This is a genomic window from Streptomyces sp. NBC_01237 (genome assembly GCF_035917275.1).
Classification (GTDB): domain Bacteria; phylum Actinomycetota; class Actinomycetes; order Streptomycetales; family Streptomycetaceae; genus Streptomyces.
On sequence record NZ_CP108508.1, the window covers coordinates 1,288,938 to 1,315,709 of the forward strand.

The following is a 26,772-nucleotide window of genomic DNA, read 5'->3' on the forward strand; positions in this document are numbered from 1 at the left end:
GGCCCCGCACCGGATCCGTGCCCTTCGGCCCGTGATCACGCTGTCAGCATCGACCACGCTAACGCCGCTGCGCCCCCGAACCCTCATCGATCACGGTTTTCCCACGGTGCGGGCCCGGTGTCAGGCGTCGCCGTACGCCTCGCCGCCCAGTTCGAGCGTCGCCGAGCCGGCGGTCGCGTCGGCCAGCCAGGCCGTGAACGCCGGGACGTCGGAGTCCGGGAGTCCGATCCCGATGGTGACGGCCTCCGCGTACCGCACCTCGCGCACGTCCCGGCCGGTGGCCCGCAGATCGTTCTCCAGTTTGCCCGCCCGCTGGTGGTCGACCGTGATCGTGGCGAGCCGGAACCGCTGCCGGGTGAGGGTGCCGAGCGCGTCGAGTGCTTCGCCGACCACTCCCCCGTACGCCCGGATCAGGCCGCCCGCGCCCAGTTTGACGCCACCGTAGTAGCGGGTGACGACCGCGACGACGTACCGCACCTCGCGGCGCAGCAGCATCTGGAGCATGGGGACGCCCGCGGTTCCGCCGGGCTCACCGTCGTCACTGGCCTTCTGTACGGAGGCGTCGGCGCCGATCACGTACGCGAAGCAGTTGTGCGAGGCGGTGGGATGTTCCTTGCGGACGCGTGCGACGAACTCCTGCGCCTCCTGCTCGGTGGCGGCGGGGGCGAGCGCGCAGAGGAAGCGCGATCGGTTGATCTCGGTCTCGTGCACGCCCGCGCGGGCGACTGTCCGGTACTGCTCCTGCATCCGGCCACCCTATGCGCCGGTCCCCGCCCGCGTTCGGGCGGGAATGGTGCGCGGGGGCTGTCCGTTGTCCGGGCATGTACGCAGACGAAGAGACGATCCAGCGGATTCTTCAGGACTCGGGCGACACCTGGGCGGTCGTGGGTCTGTCCAACAACCGTTCCCGGGCGGCCTACGGCGTCGCCGAGGTCCTCCAGCGCTTCGGCAAGCGCGTGGTGCCCGTGCATCCCAAGGCGGAGGCGGTCCATGGCGAGCGGGGGTACGCCTCGCTCGCGGAGATTCCGTTCCCCGTCGATGTGGTGGACGTGTTCGTCAACAGCGAGCTGGCGGGCGCCGTCGCGGACGAGGCGGTCGCGGTGGGCGCGAAGGCGGTCTGGTTCCAGCTGGGGGTGACGGACGAGCGGGCGTACGAGCGCACCCGCGCGGCGGGGCTCGACATGGTCATGGACAGGTGCCCCGCGATCGAAATTCCCGCGCTGCCTCCGCGGGCCTGAGAGCGACGCCTCCCCGGAGAGCGTCGGCTCCGCGGGCGCGGGGACCTTCGGCTCCGCGGGCGCGGGGACATTCGGCTCCCCGCGTCCGCCGAGGGCTCGTGGGCTCCGCGGGTCCGGGGCATCAGCTCCCCGGGCTCCGCGGGTCCGGGCGGGCTGCCGCCGGTGTGGCACCCGTACCGGGACGGGAAGAATCACCACCGTGAGCGTTCCTCTCGACGGTGACCTGGCCGCCGCCCATCTGACCGCACTGGGTGTACGCCCCGGCGGGGTCCTGATCGTGCACGCCTCGCTGCGGGCGGTGGGACCCGTCGACGGGGGTGCCCGGACGGTTCTGGACGCCCTGCGCGGGGTTCTGGGGCCGGCGGGAACCGTGGTGGTTCCCACCTTCACCCCGGAGAACTCCGACACCTCTCCGCACTACCGCGACCTGGCACGCGGACTGGACGCCGGGGCCAGAGAGGCGTTGCGCGCCTCGATACCGCCGTTCGACCGGGCCACCTCGGCGGCGCCGTCGATGGGCCGCCTCGCCGAGACCGTGCGGACCGCGCCGGGGGCCGAGCGCAGTGGCCATCCGCAGACCTCGTTCGCCGCGATCGGCCCGGCCGCGCGGACGCTGCTCGCGGGGCACCGCCCGGACTGCCACCTCGGGGAGGACTCGCCGCTGGCCCGGCTGTACGAGGCCGATGCCCGCATCCTGATGCTGGGAACGGGCTTCGGCACCTGCACGGCCTTCCACCTCGGCGAGTACCGGGTCCCCGATCCGCCCCGCCGTCGCTACCGCTGTGTGGTGACGCGCGACGGGCTGCGGCAGTGGTGGGAGTACGAGGACATCGCACTGGACGACGGCGACTTCGGGGCGCTGGGGGCCGCCTTCGCGGACGCGGCCGACGACGGGGCCGTACGCACCGGTCGGGTCGGGTCGGCGCCGTGCCGGCTCGTCCGCCTCACCGCGGCCGTGGACTTCGCCGCCGCCTGGTTCCCGGCCCACCGGCCCGCCCCCGGCTGAGGACCGGGGCTTCGGCGCGGGCCGCTCCGGTCAGACGCCGAGACCCTCGACGAGCACCGCGCCCGGCAGCGCGGCGAGTGCCTTGCCGGGGACGATCAGCTTGCCGCGTCGCCTGCCGCTGCCGAGCAGGACCCATTCCTCGTCCACGACGGCGGGGTCGAGCAGCAGGGGCCAGGAGCCGGGGAGGCCGATCGGGGTGATGCCGCCGTACTCCATGCCGCTCTCGCCGACCGCCACCTCCATCGGGGCGAAGGACGCCTTGCGGGCGCCGAGGTGTCTGCGTACGGCACCGTTCACATCGACCCGGGTGCGGGAGAGCACGACACAGGCGGCCAGGGTGACCTCGCCGCCGCGCTTGCCCGCCACGACGACGCAGTTGGCGGACGTGTCGAGCAGGTCGGCCCCGTGGTGCTCGGCGAAGACGGCGGTGTCGGCGATCGCCGGGTCCGTGTCGACGTGGATGATCTGCGCGGCGCTGATGCCGCCCCATCCGGCGGTCAGCGCCTCGGCGACCGGGGCGGGAAGCAGATCGAGCCGTTCCGAAGCGGGAGAGGCGTCGTCGAAGGTGCCGAGGGGAGCGCGCATGGGCTCACGCTAACAGCGGCCCTTCCCCCTCCGGTCGGGCGTCTCAGCGTCCGGGCGGGATCGACACCCTTGACCGTGGTGCCGACGCTGTACTGCGAGGCATGCCGTGCCAGGCGCTGTTGGCCCTGGCCACCGGCCTGCACGGGCGCCTGGAGCGAGGCGGGCGGTCAGCTGTGGTTCGCGGTCGCGGCGGACGCGTCGGGCCGGTCGCGCTGCTCAGCTTCTACGAGGCGGCGGGGGCCGGACCGGCCCTGGTGGGAGCGGTCCCGCTCGCGCCGGCGCAGCGCTACTCGGCCGCCTCCGGGGACTCCTCCGACCGGGCCAGGGCCACCAACTGCTCGGACGTGATGCCCGCGGGGATCGGTACGGGCGCCGGCGTACGCAGGGGCGGCTGCCACCCGGTGTCCGGGTCCCAGCGTCGTACGACGCGCGCCGGAGCGCCCGCCACCACCGCGTGGTCGGGGACGTCCCCCCGCACGACCGCTCCGGCCGCGACCACCACATTGCGTCCGAGCCTGGCGCCCGGCAGGACCACGGCCCCCGTGCCGATCCAGCAGCCGGGGCCTATCTCGACCGGCTCCATCCGCGGCCACTGCTTGCCGACGGGCTCGTGCGGGTCGTCGTAGCTGTGGTTCGTCGAGGTGATGTAGACGTACGGGCCGCAGTACGTGTCCGAGCCGATCCGTACCGTCGTGTCGGCGATGACATGACTGCCCCGGCCGAGCACCACACCGTCCCCGAGGGTCAGGATCGGATCGGGTCCCAGATCGAGGCCGGGCATCATTCCGGCGGTGAGTGTCACCTGCTCCGCGATGACGCAGTGCTCGCCCAGCACGATCCACGGCTCGCCGAACACCGTCCCCTGCGGGAACGCGAGCCGGGTCCCCGCCCCGATGCGGCCGAAGCGCAGACGTCCGGGGTACTGGGCGGTGACCGCGCCGGAATCCCGCACCCAGGCCCAGCCGCGATGGACCGCGCGGGACACGGCACGGCGCCGCCAGTGGGCGAGGGAGGAGAACACGTTCCGGTTGTTCGGCACGCGCTCACGGTAGTCCGCGGCGCATCGGGCCATCCGCGCGGTGACCTGTGATGTTCACCCCACTGCGTTTCGTCCGCGAAGCACCGTCGCTTACCGTTTCCGTGGCGCGAGCGCGGCACACCCGAGCACGGAGGAGCAGGCCATGGCGGAGCAGGCGTTGATCACGGGCATGGGCGGCAAGGAGCCGGACATCGATGCGGATGCCTTTGTGGCACCGACCTCCGTGGTGATCGGCGAGGTCTCCCTGGCCGCGGGCTCCAGCGTCTGGTACCAGGCCGTCCTGCGCGCCGACTGCGGCCCGATCACGCTGGGCCCGGACAGCAACATCCAGGACAACTGCAGCGTGCACACCGACCCCGGGTTCCCGCTCACGGTGGGCGCCCGGGTCTCCGTCGGCCACAACGCCGTGCTGCACGGCTGCACGATCGAGGACGACGTCCTGGTCGGCATGGGTGCCACGGTGCTCAACGGCGCGCACATCGGCGCAGGCTCACTGGTCGCGGCGCAGGCGCTGGTCCCGCAGGGAATGCGGGTGCCGCCGGGTTCGCTGGTGGCGGGGGTGCCGGCCAAGGTGAAGCGCGCGCTGACCGAGGAGGAGCTCGAAGGCATCAAGTTCAACGCGGTCGGCTATGTGGAGCTGGCCAAGGCACACCGCGCGGCGCACGAGAGCTGAGGACGCCCCCGCCGCTCCTTCTCCGCCCCCGCCGCTCCTTCTCCGCCCCCGCCGCTCCTTCTCCGGCCCGTCTCCGGCCCCGGCCCCGGCTTCGTCTCCGGCCACGCTCCCTCGCGCGGTCAGTCCGTGGCCGGTGCCACCGCGGGTTCGGCCGCCGGGTGACCGCCGGACTGCGCCGCCGCCTTCTTCGCCCGGTTCTTCAGCACGAGCATCGACGCCAGCCCGAACAGCACCGCGACCACGAGACCCAGCCACGAGAAGCGCTTCAGCCAGGCCTCGGCGACGACTCCCACCGAGTAGATGACGGCCGTGGTGCCGCCCGCCCAGATGATGCCGCCGAGCACGTTGGCGGTCAGGAACTTCCAGTACGGCATCCGCAGGACTCCCGCGAGCGGCCCCGCGAAGATCCGCAGCAGCGCGACGAAGCGGCCGAAGAACACCGCCCACATGCCCCACTTCTCGAACGACCGCTCCGCCATGGCGATCTGGGCCTCGCCGAAGTGCTTCGGGAACTTCCGGCCGAGCCTGGCGAGCAGCGGCCGGCCGCCCTTGCGGCCGATCGCGTAGCCGATCGAGTCACCGATGATCGCCCCGGCGGTCGCACAGGCGCCGAGCACCACCGGGTCGATCTCACCGTGCTGCGAGGCCAGGAGCGCCGAGCTGACGAGGATGATCTCGCCCGGCAGCGGAATGCCCAGGCTCTCCAGTCCGATGACGACCCCCACAAGGAGGTAGACACTGATCGCCGGGACCGTCTCCAGCCACTCCTGAACGTGCAACGCCGGTGCCTCCCGTGCAGGTTGTGCGGCCGCGGGTGCCGCGGCGCAGGCGGGAAGCCTACCTGCCCCGGCAGTGCGAAGGGCCGCCGCGCTCCCGGACGGGGGATGCGCGACGGCCCCGCTCGCCGTCCTCGCCGGTCAGCTGTTGGGGCGCAGCGTCCAGACCACCGTCATCTCGCCCGTCACCGCGCCGTCACCGCGCCGGATCTCGACGGTGACGGGGAACTCCGGCCGCTTGCCCCCGTCCAGTTCGGCGACCACCTCGGCGATGGGACGGCCGAGGGTCGCGGTCGCGGTGACCTCGCCCATGGCCAGTTTCCGGTAGCCGATCTCCGCCCGGACGGCGAGCGGTACGGCGCGCGTCATCTGGTCGCCGAAGGCGGCTATGACGATCGCGCCGCTGGCCGACTCGGCGAGCGTGAACATCGCTCCGGCGTGCGGTCCGCCGACGTGGTTGTGGTATTCCGCCTGGTCCGGCAGCCGCACGACCGCCCGCTCGGCGGTCGTTTCCAGGAAGTCGAGGTTGAGGGTCCGGGCCATCGGAACCGTCGCGACGAGCATCTCGCCGACGGACATCTGTTCAGCGCTCATGCGTCCGCATGTTACTCACCGGTAGAACCGTTTGGCCATCCCCTCCCGGGGGCGGGCGTAGCAGGGGACGTGCCGCCCCTCTATGGTTACTGGCCATGTGGCCAGGACAGCAGCCGCCCGGGGGCGAGCAAAACCCGCAGGACCAGAATCAGAACCCGTATCAGCAGCCGGGATACCAGCAGCCGAACCCCTATCAGCAGCCGGGGTACCAGCAGCAGGGAGCGCCCGGTCAGCAGCCGGGATATCCGCAGGGACAGCCCGGCCAGCAGCCGGGGTACCCGCAGCCCAACCCGTACCAGCAGCCGACCATGCCGCAGCACGCCGTTCCGGGTCCGCCCGGAGGGCCGCAGCCCGACAGCAAGAAGAAGACGACCCTCGTCGCGATCGTCGCGGCGACCGCGGTCGTCGCGGCTGCCGTCGTGACCGGCGTGGTCGTGATGAACAAGAACGGCGACAAGGGCGACGGCCCGACGGTCGCCGACGACAAGAAGTCGTCGTCGCCGACCGCGAAGCCGTCCGATTCCGCCACCGCGCCGGAGAATCCGCGAGGTGCCGACGGGGACCCCAAGCCGGTGATCCCGGGCTGGAAGGTCGTCACCAACCCCAAGTGGGGCACCCAGTTCGACGTGCCCGGTGACTGGGAGGTCGCGGGCTCGGGAGTGTTCGCCGGATTCGAGGACGCCAAGAAGCCCGAGGGTCCGCCCGTCGTCGGCTTCTCCGCACCGGCCTACTACAAGAGCAAGTGGTGCATCGACGACTCCGACAAGGACGGCACCAAGGAGGACACCGGTCTGGCCGGCGTCGGCACCAAGGGCGCCCAGGGTGCCAAGAGCACCGACGAGGCCGCGACGAACGAGGCGGGCAACTGGGTGTGGGCCGCCTATGCCCAGACCGAGCCCAAGGGCACCGTCAAGGTCGGCAAGGCCAAGCCGTTCACGACGAAGTCGGGCCTGACCGGGAGTGTCGTGACGGCCACCGCGTCGGGAGTGTCCAAGAAGGAGAAGTGCGACACCGACGGCAAGTCGATCGCCTTCAGCTTCAAGAACGCCAAGACGGAGTACTCGACATGGGTGCTCTACGCCAACGCGGCGGTCAAGGACGAGCTCCCCGACACCACCATCCAGCAGATCCTCAGCACGGTGCGGCTCGCGGAGGCATCGGCCGGATAGGACGGCCGACCTCCCACGCTGTCCGGGCCGCACCTGAGGACAGCAGGACGCCGCCGACGATCCATGCGAGTCACGGACTTCCGGAGCTCGCTGATCGCGGCGGCGTTCGCCGTTCTCAGGCGGTGGCGGGGGCGCGGGCGCGCGGGCGCGCGGCGCGAGCAACCATGAGGCCGAACCGGATGCCGCGCTACTGCCCCGCGCCTCAGCCGATGCTGAACGCCCCGTCGGGCGGCACGGGCGAGCCGACCGCGTCGGCGTCCCCGACCGGCTCAGCCCCTCCGATGAGCCGGGCGAGCGCGTCGTCGTACTCGACCCGCGCCGGGAAGGCGTCGGCGGCGCAGCGGCGGGTGAGCGCCGCCGTGTCGACCGCGGTGTGCGAGGCGACGAGAACGACGTTGCCGAAGCGGCGCCCGCGCAGCACGGCCGGTTCGGCGATCAGCGCGAGCTCCCCGAAGACCGCCGCGAAATTGGCCAGCTGGGAGCGCAGGAAGCCGAAGGGCGCGCTGTCGGCCAGGTTGGCGGCGTAGATCCCGTCCCCGCGCAGGACCCGCCCGGCGGCCCGCGCGTACTCGACGGAGGTGAGGTGGGCCGGTACCCGCGAGCCGCCGAAGACATCCGCGACCAGGACGTCGGCCGAGTCCGGCGCCGCCTGCTCCAGCCACGCGCGGGCGTCCGTGCCGTGCACCGTGATGCCGCTGTCCTCGGGCACCGGCAGGTGTTCGCCGACCAGGTCCAGCAGCCCCCTGTCCGCCTCCACCACGTGCTGCCGCGATCCGGGCCGGGTCGCGGCGACATAGCGGGGCAGGGTGAGGGCGCCGCCGCCGAGGTGCAGGACGTCGAGCGGGGCGCCCGGGCCGGCGGCGCGGTCCACGACATGGGCGAGCCTGCGGACGTACTCGAATTCGAGGTACGTGGGGTCGTCGAGGTCGACGTAGGACTGGGGCGCCTCGTCGACCGTCAGCAGCCAGGCCCGGTCGCGGTCCACATCGGGCAGCAGGCGGGCGGTGCCGCGGTCGACGTCGCGGATGACGGGTATCGGCTCGTTCACTCCCCCATTGTGAGGCGTGCGGCGGGCTGGTCCGCGCCGCTCGGACCCGCCGCGCCCCCGTGCGGCCCGCCTCCCCGGGGTTGGCGGGAGGCGGGTCGCACATGGCGGTCCGGGTCTCTCAGAGCAGTCCGGTGACCGTGCCGGCGCCGACCGTGCGGCCGCCCTCACGGATCGCGAAGCCGAGACCGGACTCCAGCGGAACGTCACGGCCGAGCTCGACGGTCATGGTGACCGTGTCGCCGGGGCGCGCGACCGCCACCTCGCCGAGGTCCACGTCTCCGACGACGTCCGCCGTACGGATGTAGAACTGCGGCCGGTAGCCGGTGGTGACCGGGGTGGTCCGGCCGCCTTCCCGCGCCGACAGGACGTACACCTGCGCCGTGAAGCGGCGGCTGGGAGTCACACTTCCCGGCGCCGCCACCACATGGCCCCGACGGACCCGGTCGCGCTCCACACCGCGCAGCAGCAACGCCACGTTGTCGCCCGCCTCCGCCAACTCCATCGGCCTGCCGAACGTCTCCAGGCCGGTGACGACCGTGTCGATGTCCGCGCCGAGCACCGCCACCCGGTCACCGACGCGGACGGTGCCGCGCTCCACCGCGCCGGTGACGACCGTGCCCCGTCCGGTGATGGTCAGGACGTTCTCCACCGGGAGGAGGAACGGCGCGTCGGTGTAACGCACCGGCATCGGTACGTAGGTGTCGACGGCGTCCAGCAGCCCCTCGATCGCCGCCGTCCACCGGGGCTCCCCCTCCAGCGCCTTGAGTCCGGAGACCCGCACGACGGGGACGGTGTCACCGCCGTAGCCGTGCGAGGTGAGCAGTTCGCGGACCTCCAGCTCGACCAGGTCGGTCAGCTCGGGGTCGCCCGCGTCGGCCTTGTTGAGGGCGACCACGATGTGGTCGACGCCGACCTGACGGGCGAGCAGGACGTGCTCGGCGGTCTGCGGCATGATCCCGTCGAGCGCGGAGACGACGAGGATCGCCCCGTCGAGCTGCGCCGCGCCGGTCACCATGTTCTTGATGTAGTCGGCGTGGCCGGGCATGTCGACGTGCGCGTAGTGCCGGGTGTCGGTCTCGTACTCGACGTGCGCGATGTTGATCGTGATGCCGCGCCGGGCCTCCTCGGGCGCCCGGTCGATCCGGTCGAACGACACGTAGGAGGTACTGCTGCCGCCACGCTCGCTGAGGACCTTGGTGATGGCGGCGGTGAGCGTGGTCTTGCCGTGGTCGACGTGGCCCATGGTGCCGATGTTGAGGTGCGGCTTGGTACGCACGTATGCCGTCTTGGGCATGGCTCGTTCCTTGGTGTTCGAAGCTGAGAGCAAGAGACCCCAGTGCCCTGCCGACCCTCCCCTTACGGGGTCCGCCGGACTGTCGGGGGAGGGTCAGCTTCGGGCGCCGCCGAGGGGCGCCGCGGCAGCGGCGGGAGCCGCTGCGAAAAGTGCCGTTGCCGCGGGGACCGCGACGGCGCTCACGGCAGCCTTCGGCGCGGCCGCGACTGCGGACCGCGCTGCGAGGAAGGCGTACCGGAACATGCCTCGATCATGGCCGGGCGGGAGGAGGGCGTCGAATGGTTTTCCGCACCGCGCGACGAAAGCACCTCACATGGGCGTTACGACGATCACACACTCATTTCGGTTACTCTCCCCGAATGTTCGACCCCGTCCCCGCCGCCCGGCCCACCGGTGGTCTCGCCGTGCGTTGTTCGAGGGTGCTGCTCTCGCCCTGGTCCCGGTTCTCGCTGCTCGTGGTGGTGCTGCTGGCCGCCGCGTCGACGATGCTGCTGTTCGAACCACAGCGGCTGCTGGCCGCCGGGTGGCCGCCCCAGCTGACCGGCGGGGCCGCGGCCATGCTGTTCGGGCTCGCGTACGGGGTCTGCACGGTGGCGTTCGTACCGCGCCCCCTGCTCAACATCGCCGCGGGCGCCCTGTTCGGCGCGCAGGCGGGTCTGGCCGCCGCCCTGGCGGGCACGGTGCTCGGCGCGGGTGTCTCGTTCATGCTGGGCCGGGTACTGGGCCAGGACGCACTGCGCACGCTGCTGCGCGGGCGCTGGCTCAAGGCCGCGGACGGGCTGCTGAGCCGGCACGGCTTCCGGTCCATGCTGGCGCTCCGGCTCTTTCCCGGAGTGCCGTTCGCCGCGGCCAACTACTGCGCGGCCACCTCCCGCATGGGCTACCCGCCGTTCCTGCTGGCCACGGGACTCGGCTCGATCCCCAACACGGCGGCGTACGTCATCGCGGGCAGCGAGGCGGCCTCCCCGACCTCGCCCGCGTTCCTGGCCGCGATGGGCTTCATCGTGCTGACGGGCATCGGCGGGGCGCTCGTCGCCTGGCGCAAGCGCCACCGGCTGGGCGCCGGATGATCCGGGCGACGCGGGACCCGAGCGGCGGGCGGCCGGGGGCAGCGGAAGGAACGTTCACCTGTAGGCGATACGCTGCCCGCGACCCACAAAGGGACTCCGGGGCCGATACCCCGAGGCGTCCCTTCTCTCTTTGACCGCAATCCGCACGCTGCCGACGGCCTTCGAGTCCCTCGGCCGATGCACGATCACCTCCGGGATGGCCAAAGCCCCATGAGCTGGTTCGAATCATTCGTCCTGGGCCTCGTTCAGGGACTGACCGAGTTCCTGCCGATCTCCTCCAGCGCCCATCTGCGGCTCACCGCGGCGTTCGCCGGCTGGCACGACCCGGGCGCGGCGTTCACCGCCATCACCCAGATCGGCACGGAAGCGGCGGTGCTCATCTACTTCCGCAAGGACATCGCGCGGATCCTGTCGGCCTGGTTCCGCTCACTGACCAACGCCTCGATGCGCAGCGATCACGACGCGCAGATGGGCTGGCTCGTCATCGTCGGCTCGATCCCCATCGGTGTGCTCGGTGTGACGTTCAAGGACCAGATCGAGGGCCCGTTCCGGGATCTGCGGCTGATCGCGACGACACTCATCGTGATGGGCATCGTCCTCGGTATCGCGGACCGGCTGGCCGCCCGCGACGAGGTCGGCGGCAAGCACCGTGCGGTGAAGGAGCGAAAGTCCCTCAAGGAGCTGGGGATCAAGGACGGTCTGATCTTCGGTTTCTGCCAGGCGATGGCGCTGATCCCCGGAGTCTCCCGCTCGGGCGCCACGATCAGCGGTGGTCTGCTGATGGGCTACACCCGCGAGGCGGCGGCACGGTACTCGTTCCTCCTCGCGATCCCCGCGGTGCTGGCCTCCGGCGTCTTCGAGCTGAAGGACGCGGGCGAGGGCCATGTGTCCTGGGGCCCGACGATCTTCGCCACGGTGATCGCGTTCGCCGTCGGTTACGCCGTCATCTCGTGGTTCATGAAGTTCATCACGACCAAGAGCTTCATGCCGTTCGTCATCTACCGCGTGATCCTCGGCATCGTCCTGTTCGCCCTGGTCGCGGCCGGTGTGCTGAGCCCGCACGCGGGCGAGTCCGCGGGCTGAGGGCGCTCCCTGGGCCCCCCGCGAGGACGCGCGGCGAGAGCTGCGGGACCTCGGGCATCTCCTCCTGGAAGCGACCGGGTCCGGTCGCTTCCAGGCGTGCGTTCAGGTGCCTTTCGCGGCCTGCTGAGTCGGCAGCGCGAAGGGGAACGGCCCGCTCCTGACCGCCCGACGGCAGAACCGGAGTCCCGCTGGGCGGGACCGTGCCGTACGGGTGGCGGACAGTCCTGCGGAGTCCTCGGGAACTCCACGTGCCACCGCGCCGACTACTGGGAGGACGATCACCGGCACGCGCGGAACCAGGGCCCCGGGGCCCGGGAGGAGGCCGAGAGGCATGCACTGGTACGAGGACGACGCGCTCTGGTCCGATTTCGCATCCACGATGTTTCCGCCCGCCCGAGCCGAGGCCGCCGCGGATCTGGTGCACTCCTCCCCCCTGCTGGACTTCCCACCGGGCTCACGGGTCCTCGACCTGTGCTGCGGACCGGGGCTCTTCGTGGTGCCGCTCGCCCTGCGCGGCTACGACGTCACGGGCGTCGACCTCTCGCCCTCGATGCTGGAGCGGGCCCGGAGCGCCTGCGAGCAGGCGGGTGCCGAAGCACATCTGGAGCGCGCGGACATGCTCGCGTACGCGGTTCCCGGCGCATTCGATGTCGTACTCAACGTGTTCACGTCGTTCGGGTACTTCGACGACGCCGAGGACAACCTCCAGGTGCTCCGCAACGCCCACCGGAGCCTCGCCCCGGGCGGGCAGCTCCTGGTCGACGTGATGGGCAAGGAGGTCCTGGCCGGCTGGATCGGGCGCCCTCAGGCCGTCGATCTGCCGGACGGCTCGTACGTGGTCCAGCGGGACGTCGTCCTCGACAGCTGGCGCAGACTGCGCACCGACTGGACGCTGGTGCGGGGCGCATCGGCACGCACCGCGTCGCTGACGTCCTGGCTCTACAGCGCCGCCGAACTGCACGCCCTGTTCGAGGAGGCCGGATTCACCGATGTGGAGTGCTTCGGCGGCTTCGACGGATCCGGCTACGACCACCGGTCCGCGCGGCTGATCGTCCGCGGGCGGCGCAAGTGAGGCCCCGTGCGGAGCGCGGCCCGCGTGCCGCCCGCGCCGTCGTCCACGAACACATCACCGACGCGGTCAAGGCACCGGACCTGATCCGGCTGGACGGCGATGTGGTGCTCGCCCGCTTCGAGACGATGAAGGTGTACGCGGCACTCGGCGCCGTCCGCTCGCTCCTGCGCCGTGGGCGCGTCGTGCCCGGACAGACGCTGATCGACAGTTCGAGCGGCATCTACGCCCTGGCCCTGGCGATGGCCTGCCACCGCTACGGGCTGCGGTGCCACATCGTGGCGTCCACGACGGTCGACTCGGTGATGCGCGCCCAGTTGGAGATCCTGGGCGCGACCGTCGACCAGATGCCGCCCTCGCAGAGCCTGCGCCTGGACCAGGAGCGCCGCGTACGCCATGTGCGCCGGCTCCTCGACGAACGCCCCGACTTCCACTGGATGCGGCAGTACCACGACGCCGTCCACTACGAGGGGTACCGGGAGTTCGCCGATCTCATCACCGGGTCCCTGCCCGAGGGGCCGGTGACCGTCGTGGGAGCGGTGGGCACCGGGGCGTCCACCGGCGGGCTCGTCCAGGCCCTGCGGGAGTCGGGGCGCCCGGTGCGTCTGGTGGGCATCCAGCCGTTCGGCAGCGTCACCTTCGGCAGCGAGGGGTTCAGCGACCCGGAGGCGATCATCGCGGGTATCGGCAGCTCCATCCCGTTCGAGAACGTCCGCCACGAGCTGTACGACACCGTCCACTGGCTGGACTTCCGGCACGCCATGGCCGGTGCCGTCGGTCTGCTGCGCAAGCACGCGGTCTTCGCGGGGCTTTCCACCGGTGCGGCGCACCTCGTCGCCTCCTGGGAGGCGGCCCGTGCTCCGGGGCGGACGCATCTGGTCCTGGGTGCCGACACCGGCCACCGCTACGCGGAGCGGGTCTTCGCCCGCCACCGTGAGGCGCTGGACATGGCGGCGCTGCGGCCCCGGCGCATCGATACGCTCGACGCCCTGCGACCGCCCTGGTCGGTGCTGGAGTGGGCGGGACGCCCCGCGCCGGAGACCGCTCACCGGGCCGGCCACGACGACAACGCCCCCACCCCCGTACCGAGCGTGGAGCTGCAACCATGACCCTCGTCGCACTGGAGTCCCTGTCCTTCGGGCTCGGCCGGATGGTCTCCGCCGCCGCGGAGACCGGGCACCGGCTGTGCCTGCTCACCGGTGACCGGTCGGTGTACCGGCACGAACTCGCCACGCTGCCGCCGGACGCGCTGACCGTCGTCGACGTCGACACCGGCGACCCGGAGGCGACCCGTCGCGCGCTGGCCGCCGTACCCGCTCCGGCGGGGCTGATCAACACCACCGACACCTGGGGCGTGCCCGCCGCCGAACTCGCCGCCGACTTCGGGCTGCCGGGCCCCGACCCGGAGGCCGTCCGGCTGCTGCGCGACAAGTCCCGGGTACGCGCCCTGCTGCACGAGCGGGGGCTGAGCACGAGCACCGCCGTACGTGTCGTCCCGGACCGGGCGTCGGCCGGTGAGGTGCTGAGCCGGGTGGGTCTGCCCGCGGTGCTCAAGGACTCGGCGGGCACCTCGTCGCGCAATGTCTGGATCGTCCAGGACGAGGAGTCGCTGCACCGGGCGCTCGACGAGGCCGGGCGACGGCCTTTCATGGGAACGCTGTTCGCCGAGGCATTCCTGGCCGGGCCGCTGTACAGCGCGGAGACGCTGAGCTGGGACGGCACCACCCGGCTGCTCGGGGTGCTCAGCCGACAGACGTCCCGGGAACCAGCGGTACGGGAGGAGGCGGCCGCCTTTCCGGTCGCGCTGCCCGACGACGGGCCGGACGGCGGACGCGCGGACGGGCAGGCGGACAGCCGGGGCGGCATCGAGCGGTGGGTCGGCCGCGTCCTGGACGCGGCGGGGCACCGCCGGGGCTTCGCCCATGTGGAGTTCATCCTCACCGCGGACGGCCCGGAGCTGGTCGAGATCAACCGCAGGATCGGCGGGGCGCTGGTGGGCGAGGTGCTGTGCCGTTCGCTGGGGACCAATGTGTACACGGCCATGATGGAGGAGGCCCTCGGCAGGCGGCCGCGTCTGATGGACGATCCGCTGGACCGCAAGGGACCCGCGTACGGCTTCGTCCTCGTACACGCGGACCGGCCCGGGGTGCTCAAGGGCTGGCAGGGTCTCGGCGAACTGGCCGCGTTCCCCGGCTCCGTGTGCTGGTATCCCACCCGGGAGCCCGGGGAGTCCCTGGCCCATGTCGGCGACCAGCGCGGCTGCACCGGCATCGTGCTCGCCGAGGGGGCCACGGCGGAGCTGGCACAGCACCGGGCGTGGAGTGCGGCGACCCGGGTGCGCCCGATCGTCGTCGGCGAGGCCTGAGCGTACGCCGGGCGGAAACAGTGAGCGGGCGTGAGCGGGCATGAGCGTACGCCGGGCGGGAGGCGCGGGTGGGTGCTGAACGGGCGGCCGGTGGAAGGCGGTTCACGGGCCCGCAAGTGTTTCTGCTGGCCGGTTCGTTCCTGATCACGCTGGGCAGTTTCGCCGTGCTGCCCTACATGTCGGTGCTGCTGCACCAGCGGCTCGGGCTGGGGCTGGGCACGGTCGGGTTCGTCCTGGCCGTCGCCTCGCTGCTGCAGTTCTCCGGGGGCGTGGTCGCGGGCCCGGTGGCCGGGCGCATCGGGCTGCGGCGCGCGATGTGGGTGGCGCTGGCGCTGCGTACGGCCGGATTCGCGGCGTTCGTACCGGGGCTGACCAGTCCGTTCCTCGCGGTCGGTGCCCTGTTTCTGGTGTCGGCCGGGGCAGCGCTCTATCTGCCCGCCAACAAGGCGTACCTCGTGGACGGCGCCGCCGAGGCCGAGCGGCCCCGGCTGCTGTCGGCGAGCGGCTCGGCGTTCAACGCGGGGATGGCGCTCGGGCCGCCGCTCGCGGCACCGTTCGTGCTGGGCTCGCCCTCGGTGGTCTTCTCCTGCGTCGCCGCTCTGTTCGCGCTGGTCGGCGCCTGCCACGCGCTGCTGCCGCCGGGGAACGGCGCCACGACGGCGGGCCCGGCCGGCGGGGACGGGAAGGAGGGGCCCGGCGGGCGGAGTGCCGGCCGCCACGAGGACCGGCGCCGGGAACGGCGGGCCGGGCCCTCCCCCTTCGCGGTGACGGTTCTGAGCGTGTACGTCTTCATGTTCTTCCAGCACTATGTGGCGCTGTACGCGGTCCCGCGCACCTCGACGGCCTTCTACGGCGGCGTGCTGATGGGGTACGCCGGTCTCCTCGTGGTCGCCCAGCCGCTGCTGGCCCACCGGATCGCGGCGCTGACGTACCGGGGTGCGATGCGGGTGGGATTCGCCGCCATGGCGGCGGGGGCGGCGAGCATCGCCTGCGGCGGGTACGTGGGCATCGGCGCGGGCAGCGCCCTGATGTGCCTGGGCGAGATCGTCCTCTTCCTGAAGAACGACCTGGAGGCCCTGGCCCGCTCCTCCGCCCCCGCGGCTTCGGTCTTCGGGCGCCAGCGGCTGGCGGCGGGGATCGGCGCGTTCGGGAGCGGCGTCGTCGGCGGCCAGTTGTACGGGGCGGCGGAGGCGGCCGACGCGGTACCGGGATTCTGGGTGGCGGTGTGTGTGCAGGGGCTGTTGCTGCCCCTGTTCCTCCTCGGCCGGCACTCCGGCCCGGACGCCGGTGCCGGGCGCCCGTCAGTCACGGAGAGCCCGTCGGGCACGGACCGGCCATCGCGCCCGGTACGCGCACCGGGCACGGACCGGCCGCCGGGTGGTCCCGGCGGCCCGTTCCGCTCACCGCGCTAGGAACATCCCTGCCGCTCCCGCGGAGCCGTCCGGCCGGCCGTCTCCTCGCTCCACAGCAGCGCGAGATCCCGTCTGGCCCGCGCGACCCGGGAACGCACCGTTCCGATGGGGCATCCGGCGGCGGCCGCCGCCTCCTCGTAGGAGAGGCCCAGCAGTTGGGTCAGCGCGAAGGCCTGGCGCCGCGCGGGCTCCAGGCTCCGCAGTGCGTCGAACACCGCGACGGACTCGTCGAATCCGGGCAGTTGGGACGGCTGGGCACGCTCCACCACCGCCTGCCAGTCGGCGGTGTCCGCGATCCGCGGCCGGGCGGCGGCCGTGCGGTGGCGGTCGATGACGACCCGCCGCGCGATGGACAGCAGCCAGGTTCGGGCACAGGACCGGCCCGCGAACCTCGCCAGGCCGCTCATGGCCCGCAGATAGGTCTCCTGGGCCAGGTCGTCGGCGCCGGGGGCATCGGCGCTGAGGTGGGCGACGAACCTCCTGACGTCGTCGTAGGTGGCGCGGACGAAGTGCTCGGCGGCCTCCCGGTCGCCGCCACCGGCGGCCAGTGCCCAGTCGGTGATCTGTGCGTCGTTCTGCCGGGCGGCGAACACCCGGGGCCGGGACGGCCGCACGGGCGGCACCGGAGCGGCGGGTATCCGCGCGGCGGGCACGCGGACGGCGGGTAACGGGCTGACGGGCACCCGCGCGGCGGACGTGGGCCGCCCGGACAGGAGGGGGGCGGGGAACAATCGCGCAGGGGGCATCGGGGCAGGGGGCGTCACTACGGTTCCTTAGCGTCCTCGCGGAGCCGCCGCGATAGCGCGCGGCTCCTCGTGACCGGCCTCCGGGCGATATCGGCGTCCCGGGAAGTCGGCATGCCTGTCACAGGTGTTCACCCGTCTCATGGGCGCGCACCTGAGCCGCCCCGGCCCGGATCGGGCCCGGGGGCGGGTGAAGGTCAGTGCGTACGGACGCGAAGGGGCGGTCCCCGACGGGAGAGTCCGTGCAGCGCGAGGAGATCCTGAAGGGGGCGCCCCGGCCTGCGGCGGGTCCGCCACCGTGTCACCGGGGTGCGGTCGGCTCCTCCGGCGCACCAGAGCCGCCACGCGGCCCGCAGCGGGGCGCACACGAACAGGGCCAGGGAGCGGCCGAGTTGGACGAGCGCCGCCTCGCCTCCCCACAGCCACCAGCCGCAGAGCAGTCCGGCGATCACATGGGCCGCGACCATGCCCGTGCCGGCCGCGGTGACGTCGAAGGCGGCCAGGGTCATGGCGTCGGCGGGGGTTCCGGCCATCGCGTCATGGGCCGAGTGCGTCATGACGCCGGACGGGTGACCGGAGCCCCCGTGACCGTCCGGGCCCACGAGGCCCGGCAGACAGGGCTGCACCGAGGTGAAGAAGGTGTGCAACGACAACTGGCCGACGGCGCTCGCCGCCGCGGTCACCGGGGCGCTCCGCTCCCGGCCCGCCAGCCACCAACCGCCTCCGCACACCAGCAGAAAGGCGGAGGCCAGGCTGGGCAGCGGAAGGGACCCCCCGGACATGAGCGCATGGCCGAGTCCGGACACCGCGACGCACACGGCCGCGAACACCACGGTCCGTACTGCGCGGGGGGCGGTTCCGCCTCTCATGGCGGCCATCGTGCCAGCGTCACCCGCCCCCGCGAGAAGACCAACAGGTCAGTAAATGGGTCGGGTTCATCGGATATCGGATGACACCCGCGATCAGTGATCCATGTCACACCTGCGTGCGGGGAACTTTCCTCCTCCTCTTCCCGACTGCTCCAACAACGCGTGTGCGCGGACCTCGTGGCCGAGGACACGCATCCGCCCGCCAGCCGACGCCCCCGAAGAGGCCGCATGACGAACCCGCCCCCCGAACCCGCACCGGTCGGCACCGAGGCACCCGCACCCGTCGAGGGCCCCACCTCTCCCGGCACCCGGCAGCCACGCCCCACGCTCCGCTCCGACCTGCGCGCCTCCCTGCCCGACGGCCTGGTCGCCCTCGCGGTGACCGCCGCCGTCTTCGCCGTGCTCTACGTCCGGATCCGCGACAAGTCCTCCTCGACGGTCTCCGTCATGCCGTTCATGGCCGACGTGGGCGGCTTCTGGATGTACTTCCTCAGCCAGGCGTTCGGCTGGTCCGCACTGCTCTGGGCCTGGGGGACGGTCATCCTCGGACTGCTGCTGTCGGGCCCGCGTCCGGGGCGCCTGCCGCTGTCGGGCCCCCGGCTGGAGCGCCTGCACCGCACGACGAGCCTCAACACGATCGCGCTCATCGCGGCCCACGCGCTGCTGTTCGCCGCGGAGCTGATACGGCACGACACGGCGGGCTGGAACTCGGCGCTCGCCACCGCCCTCACGGAAGCCTTCGTACCCGGCGGCTACGACTCGGGCACCGGGCGGATCGCCATCCCCGTGGGGCAGGCGGCCCTGTACCTCGCGGTACCGCTGGGCCTGCTCTTCTACGTGAGGCACCGCATCGGCCCCAGAACCTGGCGCATCCTGCACCGCTGCGTGATCGTCGTCTACGTCCTGAGCGTCTGGCACACCCTGCTGTACGGGACGAACGTCTGGTACGACGGCTGGTTCCGCACCTCCGTGTGGCTCCTCCAGCTGCCGATCGCGGCGCTGCTGCTCCTCCGGCTGCTGCGGCCCGCCCGCCGCTCGGAGAAGCTGTCCGCGCGGCCCGGCGACTCCTCGGGGTCCCGAACGGGCTGGGCCCTGCGCCTGGGCGGCCGGCTCGCCGTGGCCGGGGTCCTCGTGGCCCTCGTCGCCGTCGTGGTCAGCGGGAATGACGGCGGCCGGACCGTTCCGCCGGACGACACGTCCTCCAGTCACAACCACGACTGACACGCCTCGCTCCTCACGGCAGGCACACCTCGCCAGGGCGCCGGGCGCCGACCGGCCGTAGCGTACGGAAAAGGCGCTTTCCCGGGACATATGGGCGCCCGGCCGGGACGTGCGGCACACAGCTGAGGGCTTCCGACCCGCTGTCAGGGCCGAAAGTCCCTCCCGTTCCGTGCCGGGAAGGACAAGGCTGGGACGTGCAGGACCCGGACCCTGGAGGGATTCATGACCACCACCGAGCTTCCCGTCATCGCCGCTGTGGACGGTTCGTCGCACAGTTGGGACGCGCTCGACTGGGCCACTCACGAAGCCGTGCGACGAGGGCTGCCGCTGACGATCGTGCACGTCCGGCCACTCACCCGGCGGATCAGTCAGGAGACCCAGCTGCGCGAGGCCGAGGAGCTGCTCACCGAGTCCGTACGCCGGACCGCACTGATCGCTCCCGAGCTGCATCCCTCCACCCTCGCCCCGCTGGACTTCCCGTCGGCCGCGCTGGTCTCGCTCGGCCGGGACGCCTCGATGGTGGTGGTGGGTTCGCGCGGGCTCGGCGGATTCCGCTCGCTGATGATCGGCTCCAACAGCCTGGCGACCGCGTCGATGGCCCCGTGTCCCGTGGTGGTCGTCCACAGCGGCCGCGCGGACGAGGACGAGGCGGAGGCCGCCGAGAGCGCCTTCCCCGACATCGTGGCGGGGGTGGCCGCCGACGAGAGCAGCGAGGCGGTGCTGGACTTCGCCTTCGAGACCGCCGCCTCCCGTCCGGGCGCACGTCTGCGGATCGTGCACGGCTGGACGATGTTCTCCTCGATGCTCTCGGGCGGTCCGGTCTTCGACCGGGAGGCCGCGGCGGGCGCGGCGGAGCGGACACTCGCGGAGCTCACCGCGGGCCGTCACGAGAAGTACCCGCAGGTGGACGTCGTACGCGAGCCGGTGAGCGGTTCCGCTTCGCGCACCCTGGTGACCGCGTCGGCCACGGCGGCACTGACCGTGATCGGGCGTCGCAAGGGGGGCGAGTCGCTGGGGCTGGGCCTGTCGCCGGTGGCACAGACGACGGTCACACACGCGCTGGGGCCGGTGGCCGTCGTCCCCTGCTGACATCGGTTCAGGAGGCGAAGAGCGGAGCGCGCGGCGGGGCAGCGGCGCAGCGCGCGGCGGGGCAGCGGCGCAGCGCACGGGCGGGCCGGGCACCCGGCCCGCCCGTGCGACCGGCAGCGCGGAACCCTTGGCCTCACGCGCGTCTTCACAGAGACTTGGCCAATGACGCAGCGTGTGGCACTCGCGACCGTAATGGACCAGCTCGCCATCGATGCAGTGATCACTGGTTACGCGGTGGCGGTCGACGACGGCGACTGGCCCGGCTACGGCGGTCTGTTCACCCCGGACGGCCGTGCCGACTACCGGGAAGCCGGCGGTGTGGAGGGCCCGGCCACCGAGGTCGCGCAGTGGCTGACGGAAACGATGCGGCTCTTCCCCGTCCGGCAGCATCTGATCGTCAACCGCCGCATCGGCCTCCAGGATCTCGGCGGCTATCCGGGCGACCGGGCCGACGTACAGGCCGACTACCTCAACCCCATGCGGCTGGTGGCGGGGTCGCGTCCGGGCACGGCCGAGGGCGGCGACACCGCACCGGACTTCGTCTCCGGCGGCCGGTACTCCTTCGAGCTGCTGCGTACGGAGTCGGGCTGGCGGATCCGCTCCGTCGTCGTCCACGAGAAGTGGCGACGTACACCGGGTGGCCCCGCCCCGGTCTGAGTCCCGCGCGCCGTCCGTCCCGCCGCCCGGCTCCCGGCCCGCGCCGCCCACCTCGCCGCGCTGTCCATTCCGCGCCGCCCGTCTCCTGTACCGTCCGGCCCGCGCTGTCCATTCCGCGCCGTCCGGACGGCGACGCGCCGCGGCCGGGTGCCCTGTCGCCCCCGGTTCCCCTCCCCCACACTGGGCACATAGACGTTGTCACGGGACACGAAGACGATGTCCGGCGCAAACACACTGCTCGCCCGGGGCAGGACGAGGAGGGCACGCCATGCGAATGCGGGACGGGCGCGTTCCGACCGGTACCACCCCTGCCGCGCGGGCACCCGGCGGTCCGCGTGCAGCGGGTCGGCGGCTGCCCGCCTCCCCCTGGGTGCGCGGCGGTGCCGCCCTGCTCGCCGGCGCCCTGCCCGCCCTCGCGTTCCCCGCTCCGGGGCTCTGGTGGTTCGCCCATGTCGCGCTGGTGCCCCTGCTCCTGCTGATCCGGTCGGCGGTGACGCCGCGGCGCGCGGCACTGGACGCCTGGATCGGCGGCACCGGTTTCATGATCGCCGTGCATCACTGGCTGATGCCGAGCCTGCATGTGTTCATCGTGGTCCTGGCGGCGTTGCTCGGCCTGCTCTGGGCCCCGTGGGGTCTGCTGGTGTCCCGGCTGCTCGGCGGCGCCCCGTCCGCTCCGCGTTCGGTGGCCGCGGTCGTCCTCGTACCGTCCGGCTGGCTGATGATCGAGCTGGTCCGCTCCTGGGAGGGCCTCGGCGGCCCCTGGGGGCTGCTCGGCGCCTCCCAGTGGGAGTTCGCGCCTGCGCTCCGGGTGGCGTCGGTGGGCGGCGTGTGGCTGGTGAGCCTGCTGGTACTGGCGGTCAACACCGGCGTCGTTCTGCTGCTCGTGGCGCCCGCCGCCCGCGCCGCCACCGGGGTCTCCCTCGTGGCGTGCGCCCTCGCCGTGGCGGCGATCTGGAGCTGGGCGCCGCGGCCGGAGCGCGTCGCGACGGCCCGGATCGCCGTCGTGCAGCCGGGTGTGGTGGAGGGGCCCCACAGTGTTGAGCGCCGCTTCGCGCGCGGTGAGGAGCTGACGCGTTCGCTGGCGGGCCGGGATCTCGATCTCGTGGTGTGGGGCGAGAGCAGTGTCGGCGTTGATCCGCTGAGGAGCCCGAAGACCGCGTCGCGCCTCGCGGCGCTCTCGCGGCTGGTGGGTGCCGAGGTGCTGGTGAACGTGGACGCCCGGCAGACGGACGCGTCGGGCCGGACCGGGATCTTCAAGTCCGCGGTGCTGATCGGGCCGGACGGGCCCACCGGGGACCGCTACGACAAGATGCGGCTGGTGCCGTTCGGCGAGTACGTCCCCGCGCGGGCGGCGCTCGGCTGGGCGACCTCGGTCGGCAGGGCGGCGGGCGAGGACCGGCTGCGCGGCACCCGGCCGGTGGTGATGGCTCTGTCGGGCGAGCGGGGGCTGCGGTTCGGCCCGCTGGTGTGCTTCGAGTCGGCGTTCCCCGACATGAGCAGGCAGCTGATCCGGGACGGCGCGGGACTGCTGATCGCCCAGTCGTCGACGTCCTCGTTCCAGCACAGCTGGGCGCCCGGCCAGCACGCCTCGCTCGGGGCGCTGCGGGCCGCCGAGAGCGGCCGTCCGATGGTGCACGCGACGCTCACCGGCACCAGTGCGGTGTACGGGCCGCGCGGAGAGCGGGTGGGCGGACGGCTCGGTACGGGTTCGAGCGCGGCCGCCGTCTTCGACGTACCGCTGGCCCGCGGCACCACGCTCTACGTCCGCTTCGGCGACTGGCCCGTGTACGGCGCGCTGGCGGCACTGGCGGCCCTGCTCGCCGCCGAGGGGCTGCGGTCCCTCAGGAAGCCTGCTCCAGCGACTCCCGCACCACTCGCTCACACAGCTCATGGGTCGCCAGGGCGTCCCGGGCACTGAGCGTCTCCCCGGCCCGTACGGCGTCCAGGAACGTCAGCACGCTCTGCTCGATGCCGCGCTGCCGGGCGACCGGCACCCAGTCGCCCCGCCTGCGCACGGTGGGCCGGCCCTTGTGGTCGATGATCTCCGCGAGGTTCACCACCTGGCGCTTGGTGTCCTGGCCGGAGACTTCGAGGATCTCCTCGGTCGATCCGCTGAGCCGGTTCATCAGGCCGATGGCGGTGAACCCGTCGCCGGACAGCTGGAGCACGACATGGTGCATCAGACCGTCGACGATCCGGGCCCGTACGGACGTGTGGTCGACGGGGCCGGGGACCAGGAAGCGCAGTGTGTCGACGACATGGATGAAGTCGTCCAGCACCATGGTCCGCGGGTCCTCGGGCAGACCGACGCGGTTCTTCTGCATCAGGATCAGTTCGCGCGGGTGCTCCAGGCACTGCGCGTAGCCGGGGGCGAGCCTGCGGTTGAAGCCGACGGCGAGGCTGGTACCGCGCTCCTCGGCGAGGCTGACCAGCCGCTCGGAACCGGCGAGTTCATAGGCGAGCGGCTTGTCGACGTACGTGGGTACACCGGCTTCCAGGAGCCGGCCGACGATCTCCGGGTGCACGGAGGTCGGGGCGTGCACGAAGGCGGCGTCGAGTCCCTGGGCGAGCAGCGAGTCGAGGGAGGTGTGGCACTGGCCTGCCGGAATCCGGTGCGTCTCGGCGACCTCGGCGAGCGTGGCGGGGGTGCGGGTCTGCAGATGCAGCTCGATTCCCGGCAACGTGGTCAGCACGGGCAGATATGCCTTCCGCGCAATGTCGCCGAGCCCGATGCAACCGACCTTCACAAGGGTCCCCTATCGCTGTGTCATATGCCTGACGTGGTTCCGGCAGCATACGTGCGCCGCGACGGCGGCCGGTCGGCGATGCCGACCGGGGCCGGACGCGCACCCGTTTCGTCGGGCCGCGGCGCGGCCTGTGCGGGGTGCGGCGGCGATATTGCCTGTCCGCGACCATGATCGATGAGCGAGGATGACCGCCATGACTGCTCCTGAACGCTCCGAACCCGCCGTCGACGCCGCCGAACGCCCGATGCTGGAGGGCTGGCTGGACTTCCACCGCGAGACGCTCGCGACGAAGTGCGCCGGGCTCACCGACGCCCAGCTGCGGGAGGCGTCCGTGCCGCCGTCGGAATTCACGCTGCTCGGGCTCGTCCGGCACATGGCCGAGGTGGAGCGTGGCTGGTTCCGTATCGTGCTGGCCGGCGAGGACGCGGCGCCGATCTACGGCACCGACGAGGACCCGGACGCCGAGTTCCATCTCACCGAGGCGGACACCTGGGCGGAGGCGGAGGCCACCTGGCGTGCGGAGATCGCGCAGGCACGGGAGAACGCGGCGAAGGTCGGCCTCGACGAGATGTCCGCGGGGCTGAGCCGCAGGGGCGAGACGTACAACCTCCGGTGGATCTACACGCACATGATCGAGGAGTACGCCCGGCACAACGGCCACGCCGACCTCGTCCGCGAACGGATCGACGGCGCCACCGGCGTCTGACGCCCACGGCACCGCGGGTCCCCCGGACACACCCGCAACGGGTCCCGGTGCGGTGCGGTGCGGTCCGTCTGCCGGGGGTCGGGGGCGGGCCGGGTCACTCGTGCGGGCCAATCCTGCCGCACCCGCTCCCCGGACAGCCTCCGCGCACAGCAGAGTTGCCCGGGTGCATCGAACGAGAATCACCGCGAAGATCCTGGTCGCAGTGGCTGTCACGGCCGTCTCCGGCTGCGTGTCGGTGGAGCCGGCGGCGGAACTCCCGCCGCGGCCCGGCGTCGGCAGACCGGTCCAGGACGTGGCACCGCAGATCGTGCAGCCACCCGCCCGCGAGGTCCTGGAAGCTCTCCCGGACCCGACGCCCTCCCCTTCCTCCGCCCCTCCCCCTTCCGCCGGCTCCACCGGGGCGCCGTCCGGCACCCCGCGCTTCGTGCCGCGCACTCCTCGGCAGCGGGAGGCCGCAGACCCGCCCCGGCAGCGCGCACCGCTCCAGTTGCCGCGCATCCCGCGTCCCGAATCACGCGCGGTACCGCGTGCCCCCGCCACCGGCGCGGGTGTCTGCGCGCTCGGCCGGGGGTACGGGGGCTGGCCTGCGGGCAGCCCCCAGTCCACCATCTGTGACCGGACGTACGGCGGCTGAGCCCCCGCACCCGCCCACGCCCGGTCCACGCCCCCACGGTTCGCCCCGGCCCACCGAGCCCTTGAGGGCCCACCGCAGCGTCCCCGGAGTCTCATCGCCGTGGCCCACCGGCCGGAAGCCGGTGGGCCACGGCGAGCTCATGGCTGCCGCATCCGCAGCTCCAGCCGCTCGATGGCCGTGCGGACCCCTGTGCCGTACCCGCTGTCCGGGAGCGCTTCGGCCGCCGCTCTGGCCCGGTGCAGATGGGTCCGGGCCGCGTCGGGGCGCCGGAGCTTGAGATAGTCCGCCGCGAGGTTGAGATGCAGGGAGGGGTAGAAGGCGCGCACCGCCAGGGCGTCCTGGTGCTCCGCGACCCGCTCGTCACTCAGCCCGTCCGCGGCTGCCAACGCCCTTAGGTCCCAGGCCAGTTCATCCGCCGGGTCGTCCTGCGTATCGGCCATGTAGTGCGCGAGGGTGCAGCGGTGGAGGGCGTCGCCGTCCGCACCGATCTCCGACCAGATGACGGCGAAACGGTTGCGCGCCTCTTCCCGGTCGCCGCCGTGGAGCAGCATGATCGCCTGGCCGATCCTGGTCATGACGGCGTCCGGGGACGCCTCCCGCTGCTCCATCACTGCGCTCTCCCTCGTGCCCGTACAGCCGGTCGCGGTCGTGCCGACGCCAAAGGGATGTCCCACGAGCCCCGGTGGGCGCACGGCGACAGCTACGGCGACTCGTGGCGCTGTCGGAACGCCCCGATACATCCAGTATGCGGACGTTCCTCCGCCTTCTGACGCACCGTATCCGCCGCCGCGCGCCGATCCACCGGGGCGGTTCATCCCCGGCGGGGTCCCGATCCGCAGGGGATGAACCGGGCCGTGATCCGTCGGGACGGCGGGACACCGCCGGCTCCGCGGCCGTCGGCATTCCCGCGCGGGTGCGGGCCCGGCCGCCGGGCCGGGCCCGCACACTCAGCCCAGGTCGGGGATGCGCCAGTCGATGGCCTCGTGCCCCTGGGCGGCGACGGCCTCGTTGATCCGGGTGAAGGGGCGGGAGCCGAAGAACTTCTTGGCGGAGAGCGGCGAGGGGTGGGCGCCCTTCACCACCACATGGCGCTCCTCGTCGATCAGCGGAAGCTTCTTCTGCGCGTAGTTGCCCCAGAGCACGAAGACCGCGGGGTCCGGCCGCGAGGCCACCGCGCGGATCACCGCGTCGGTGATCTTCTCCCAGCCCTTGCCCTTGTGGGAGTTGGCCTCTCCGGCCCGTACCGTCAGCACGGCGTTGAGGAGGAGGACTCCCTGCTCGGCCCAGGGCATCAGATACCCGTTGTCCGGGACGGGCAGGCCGAGCTCCTCCTTCATCTCCTTGTAGATGTTGCGCAGCGAGGGCGGCGTCTTCACGCCCGGCCGCACGGAGAAGCACAGTCCGTGCCCCTGGCCCTCGCCGTGATACGGGTCCTGGCCGAGGATGAGGACCTTCACCCGGTCGTACGGGGTGGCGTCCAGCGCGGCGAAGACCTGCTCGCGCGGCGGATACACCGGCCCCTTGGCCCGCTCTTCCTCGACGAAGTCCGCGAGCTCCTTGACGTACGGCTTCTGCAGCTCTTCGCCGAGGACGCCGCGCCAGGACTCGGGCAGCAGGTCGGTGTCGGTCACGTCCACAACCTCCGGTAAGCAATCGGTTCTTGACCACAGAACCTACCGGGGACC

28 protein-coding genes are annotated in these 26,772 nt (G+C 72.6%); 16 read left to right on the forward strand and 12 right to left on the reverse strand.

Features of this window, described 5'->3' with window-relative positions; genetic code table 11:
* Positions 1-120: 120 nt before the first annotated feature.
* Positions 121-747, reverse strand: coding sequence for a YigZ family protein (locus OG251_RS05745; RefSeq protein ID WP_073718757.1), 627 nt, complete (start codon positions 745-747; stop codon positions 121-123).
* Between the two features lie 74 nt (positions 748-821).
* Here OG251_RS05745 and OG251_RS05750 point away from each other — a divergent pair, with 74 nt between their 5' ends.
* The gene (locus OG251_RS05750; protein WP_266809255.1) at positions 822-1,238 is read left to right on the forward strand and encodes a CoA-binding protein; all 417 of its coding nucleotides are present in this window, start codon (positions 822-824) and stop codon (positions 1,236-1,238) included.
* Between the two features lie 199 nt (positions 1,239-1,437).
* Positions 1,438-2,244, forward strand: a complete 807-nt coding sequence (locus OG251_RS05755; protein ID WP_326676119.1) for an aminoglycoside N(3)-acetyltransferase — start codon at positions 1,438-1,440, stop codon at positions 2,242-2,244.
* A gap of 30 nt (positions 2,245-2,274) precedes the next feature.
* Here OG251_RS05755 and OG251_RS05760 read toward each other — a convergent pair whose 3' ends face one another.
* Together OG251_RS05760 and OG251_RS05765 are read right to left on the reverse strand one after the other, a co-directional pair.
* The gene (locus tag OG251_RS05760) at positions 2,275-2,829 is read right to left on the reverse strand and encodes a YbaK/EbsC family protein (protein ID WP_326676120.1); all 555 of its coding nucleotides are present in this window, start codon (positions 2,827-2,829) and stop codon (positions 2,275-2,277) included.
* Positions 2,830-3,115: 286 nt separating this feature from the next.
* Complete coding sequence (locus OG251_RS05765) at positions 3,116-3,868, reverse strand: acyltransferase (protein WP_326676122.1); 753 nt, start codon at positions 3,866-3,868, stop codon at positions 3,116-3,118.
* Positions 3,869-4,010: 142 nt separating this feature from the next.
* Between OG251_RS05765 and OG251_RS05770 the strand changes: the two genes are divergently transcribed.
* On the forward strand, positions 4,011-4,541 hold the full coding sequence (locus OG251_RS05770; protein WP_073718751.1) for a gamma carbonic anhydrase family protein: 531 nt from the start codon (positions 4,011-4,013) through the stop codon (positions 4,539-4,541).
* Positions 4,542-4,660: 119 nt separating this feature from the next.
* Here OG251_RS05770 and OG251_RS05775 read toward each other — a convergent pair whose 3' ends face one another.
* On the reverse strand, positions 4,661-5,320 hold the full coding sequence (locus tag OG251_RS05775) for a DedA family protein (RefSeq protein WP_326676125.1): 660 nt from the start codon (positions 5,318-5,320) through the stop codon (positions 4,661-4,663).
* Between the two features lie 138 nt (positions 5,321-5,458).
* On the reverse strand, positions 5,459-5,896 hold the full coding sequence (locus OG251_RS05780; RefSeq protein ID WP_326681168.1) for a DUF4442 domain-containing protein: 438 nt from the start codon (positions 5,894-5,896) through the stop codon (positions 5,459-5,461).
* A 110-nt stretch (positions 5,897-6,006) separates the two neighbouring features.
* Between OG251_RS05780 and OG251_RS05785 the strand changes: the two genes are divergently transcribed.
* Positions 6,007-7,080 carry a hypothetical protein gene (locus OG251_RS05785; protein ID WP_326676126.1) on the forward strand — a complete coding sequence of 358 codons (1,074 nt, stop codon included), beginning with the start codon at positions 6,007-6,009 and terminating at the stop codon, positions 7,078-7,080.
* A gap of 202 nt (positions 7,081-7,282) precedes the next feature.
* Here the strand turns inward: OG251_RS05785 and OG251_RS05790 are convergent, their stop codons facing one another.
* Together OG251_RS05790 and tuf are read right to left on the reverse strand one after the other, a co-directional pair.
* Positions 7,283-8,128, reverse strand: coding sequence for a spermidine synthase (locus tag OG251_RS05790; protein WP_326676127.1), 846 nt, complete (start codon positions 8,126-8,128; stop codon positions 7,283-7,285).
* A 118-nt stretch (positions 8,129-8,246) separates the two neighbouring features.
* Positions 8,247-9,422 carry an elongation factor Tu gene (gene tuf / locus OG251_RS05795; protein WP_326676128.1) on the reverse strand — a complete coding sequence of 392 codons (1,176 nt, stop codon included), beginning with the start codon at positions 9,420-9,422 and terminating at the stop codon, positions 8,247-8,249.
* A gap of 359 nt (positions 9,423-9,781) precedes the next feature.
* On the opposite strand from tuf, the gene OG251_RS05800 reads away from it, so the two are divergent.
* The 6 genes from OG251_RS05800 to OG251_RS05825 all read left to right on the forward strand — a co-directional run bounded on the left by OG251_RS05800 (position 9,782) and on the right by OG251_RS05825 (position 16,421).
* A complete protein-coding gene (locus OG251_RS05800) occupies positions 9,782-10,492 on the forward strand; it encodes a TVP38/TMEM64 family protein (RefSeq protein ID WP_326676130.1) in 711 nt (236 codons plus the stop codon).
* A 210-nt stretch (positions 10,493-10,702) separates the two neighbouring features.
* Positions 10,703-11,575 carry an undecaprenyl-diphosphate phosphatase gene (locus OG251_RS05805; protein ID WP_326676131.1) on the forward strand — a complete coding sequence of 291 codons (873 nt, stop codon included), beginning with the start codon at positions 10,703-10,705 and terminating at the stop codon, positions 11,573-11,575.
* A 331-nt stretch (positions 11,576-11,906) separates the two neighbouring features.
* Positions 11,907-12,647: a class I SAM-dependent methyltransferase gene (locus OG251_RS05810; RefSeq protein WP_326676132.1), complete on the forward strand. Its 741-nt coding sequence runs from the start codon at positions 11,907-11,909 to the stop codon at positions 12,645-12,647.
* Complete coding sequence (locus tag OG251_RS05815; protein WP_326676133.1) at positions 12,644-13,753, forward strand: pyridoxal-phosphate dependent enzyme; 1,110 nt, start codon at positions 12,644-12,646, stop codon at positions 13,751-13,753. The genes OG251_RS05810 and OG251_RS05815 overlap by 4 nt, the downstream gene beginning before the upstream one ends.
* On the forward strand, positions 13,750-15,009 hold the full coding sequence (locus OG251_RS05820; RefSeq protein WP_326676134.1) for an ATP-grasp domain-containing protein: 1,260 nt from the start codon (positions 13,750-13,752) through the stop codon (positions 15,007-15,009). The genes OG251_RS05815 and OG251_RS05820 overlap by 4 nt, the downstream gene beginning before the upstream one ends.
* A 68-nt stretch (positions 15,010-15,077) precedes the next feature.
* Positions 15,078-16,421: an MFS transporter gene (locus tag OG251_RS05825; RefSeq protein ID WP_326676136.1), complete on the forward strand. Its 1,344-nt coding sequence runs from the start codon at positions 15,078-15,080 to the stop codon at positions 16,419-16,421.
* On the opposite strand, the gene OG251_RS05830 is transcribed toward OG251_RS05825, so the two are convergent.
* On the reverse strand, positions 16,418-17,014 hold the full coding sequence (locus tag OG251_RS05830) for a sigma-70 family RNA polymerase sigma factor (protein ID WP_442818412.1): 597 nt from the start codon (positions 17,012-17,014) through the stop codon (positions 16,418-16,420). The genes OG251_RS05825 and OG251_RS05830 overlap by 4 nt on opposite strands.
* A 347-nt stretch (positions 17,015-17,361) precedes the next feature.
* A complete protein-coding gene (locus tag OG251_RS05835) occupies positions 17,362-18,033 on the reverse strand; it encodes a hypothetical protein (protein ID WP_326676137.1) in 672 nt (223 codons plus the stop codon).
* 228 nt (positions 18,034-18,261) lie between these two features.
* Here OG251_RS05835 and OG251_RS05840 point away from each other — a divergent pair, with 228 nt between their 5' ends.
* From OG251_RS05840 to lnt, 4 genes are all read left to right on the forward strand, one after another.
* Complete coding sequence (locus OG251_RS05840) at positions 18,262-19,254, forward strand: ferric reductase-like transmembrane domain-containing protein (protein WP_326676138.1); 993 nt, start codon at positions 18,262-18,264, stop codon at positions 19,252-19,254.
* A gap of 222 nt (positions 19,255-19,476) precedes the next feature.
* Positions 19,477-20,343 carry a universal stress protein gene (locus tag OG251_RS05845; RefSeq protein ID WP_326676139.1) on the forward strand — a complete coding sequence of 289 codons (867 nt, stop codon included), beginning with the start codon at positions 19,477-19,479 and terminating at the stop codon, positions 20,341-20,343.
* Between the two features lie 162 nt (positions 20,344-20,505).
* Positions 20,506-21,000: a nuclear transport factor 2 family protein gene (locus tag OG251_RS05850; RefSeq protein WP_326676141.1), complete on the forward strand. Its 495-nt coding sequence runs from the start codon at positions 20,506-20,508 to the stop codon at positions 20,998-21,000.
* 268 nt (positions 21,001-21,268) lie between these two features.
* The gene (lnt, locus tag OG251_RS05855) at positions 21,269-22,918 is read left to right on the forward strand and encodes an apolipoprotein N-acyltransferase (protein ID WP_326676142.1); all 1,650 of its coding nucleotides are present in this window, start codon (positions 21,269-21,271) and stop codon (positions 22,916-22,918) included.
* Here lnt and OG251_RS05860 read toward each other — a convergent pair.
* Entirely contained in the window at positions 22,842-23,747 is a 906-nt protein-coding gene (locus OG251_RS05860) for a Gfo/Idh/MocA family protein (protein ID WP_326676143.1), read from the reverse strand. The genes lnt and OG251_RS05860 overlap by 77 nt on opposite strands.
* Before the next feature lie 193 nt (positions 23,748-23,940).
* On the opposite strand from OG251_RS05860, the gene OG251_RS05865 reads away from it, so the two are divergent.
* Positions 23,941-24,453 carry a DinB family protein gene (locus OG251_RS05865; RefSeq protein ID WP_326676144.1) on the forward strand — a complete coding sequence of 171 codons (513 nt, stop codon included), beginning with the start codon at positions 23,941-23,943 and terminating at the stop codon, positions 24,451-24,453.
* Positions 24,454-24,616: 163 nt separating this feature from the next.
* Positions 24,617-25,087 carry a hypothetical protein gene (locus tag OG251_RS05870; RefSeq protein ID WP_326676146.1) on the forward strand — a complete coding sequence of 157 codons (471 nt, stop codon included), beginning with the start codon at positions 24,617-24,619 and terminating at the stop codon, positions 25,085-25,087.
* Between the two features lie 137 nt (positions 25,088-25,224).
* Here the strand turns inward: OG251_RS05870 and OG251_RS05875 are convergent, their stop codons facing one another.
* Positions 25,225-25,698 (reverse strand): hypothetical protein, encoded by a 474-nt coding sequence (locus OG251_RS05875; RefSeq protein ID WP_326676147.1) that lies wholly within the window; start codon positions 25,696-25,698, stop codon positions 25,225-25,227.
* A 336-nt stretch (positions 25,699-26,034) separates the two neighbouring features.
* Complete coding sequence (locus OG251_RS05880) at positions 26,035-26,718, reverse strand: uracil-DNA glycosylase (RefSeq protein WP_326676148.1); 684 nt, start codon at positions 26,716-26,718, stop codon at positions 26,035-26,037.
* Between the last annotated feature and the right edge of the window lie 54 nt (positions 26,719-26,772).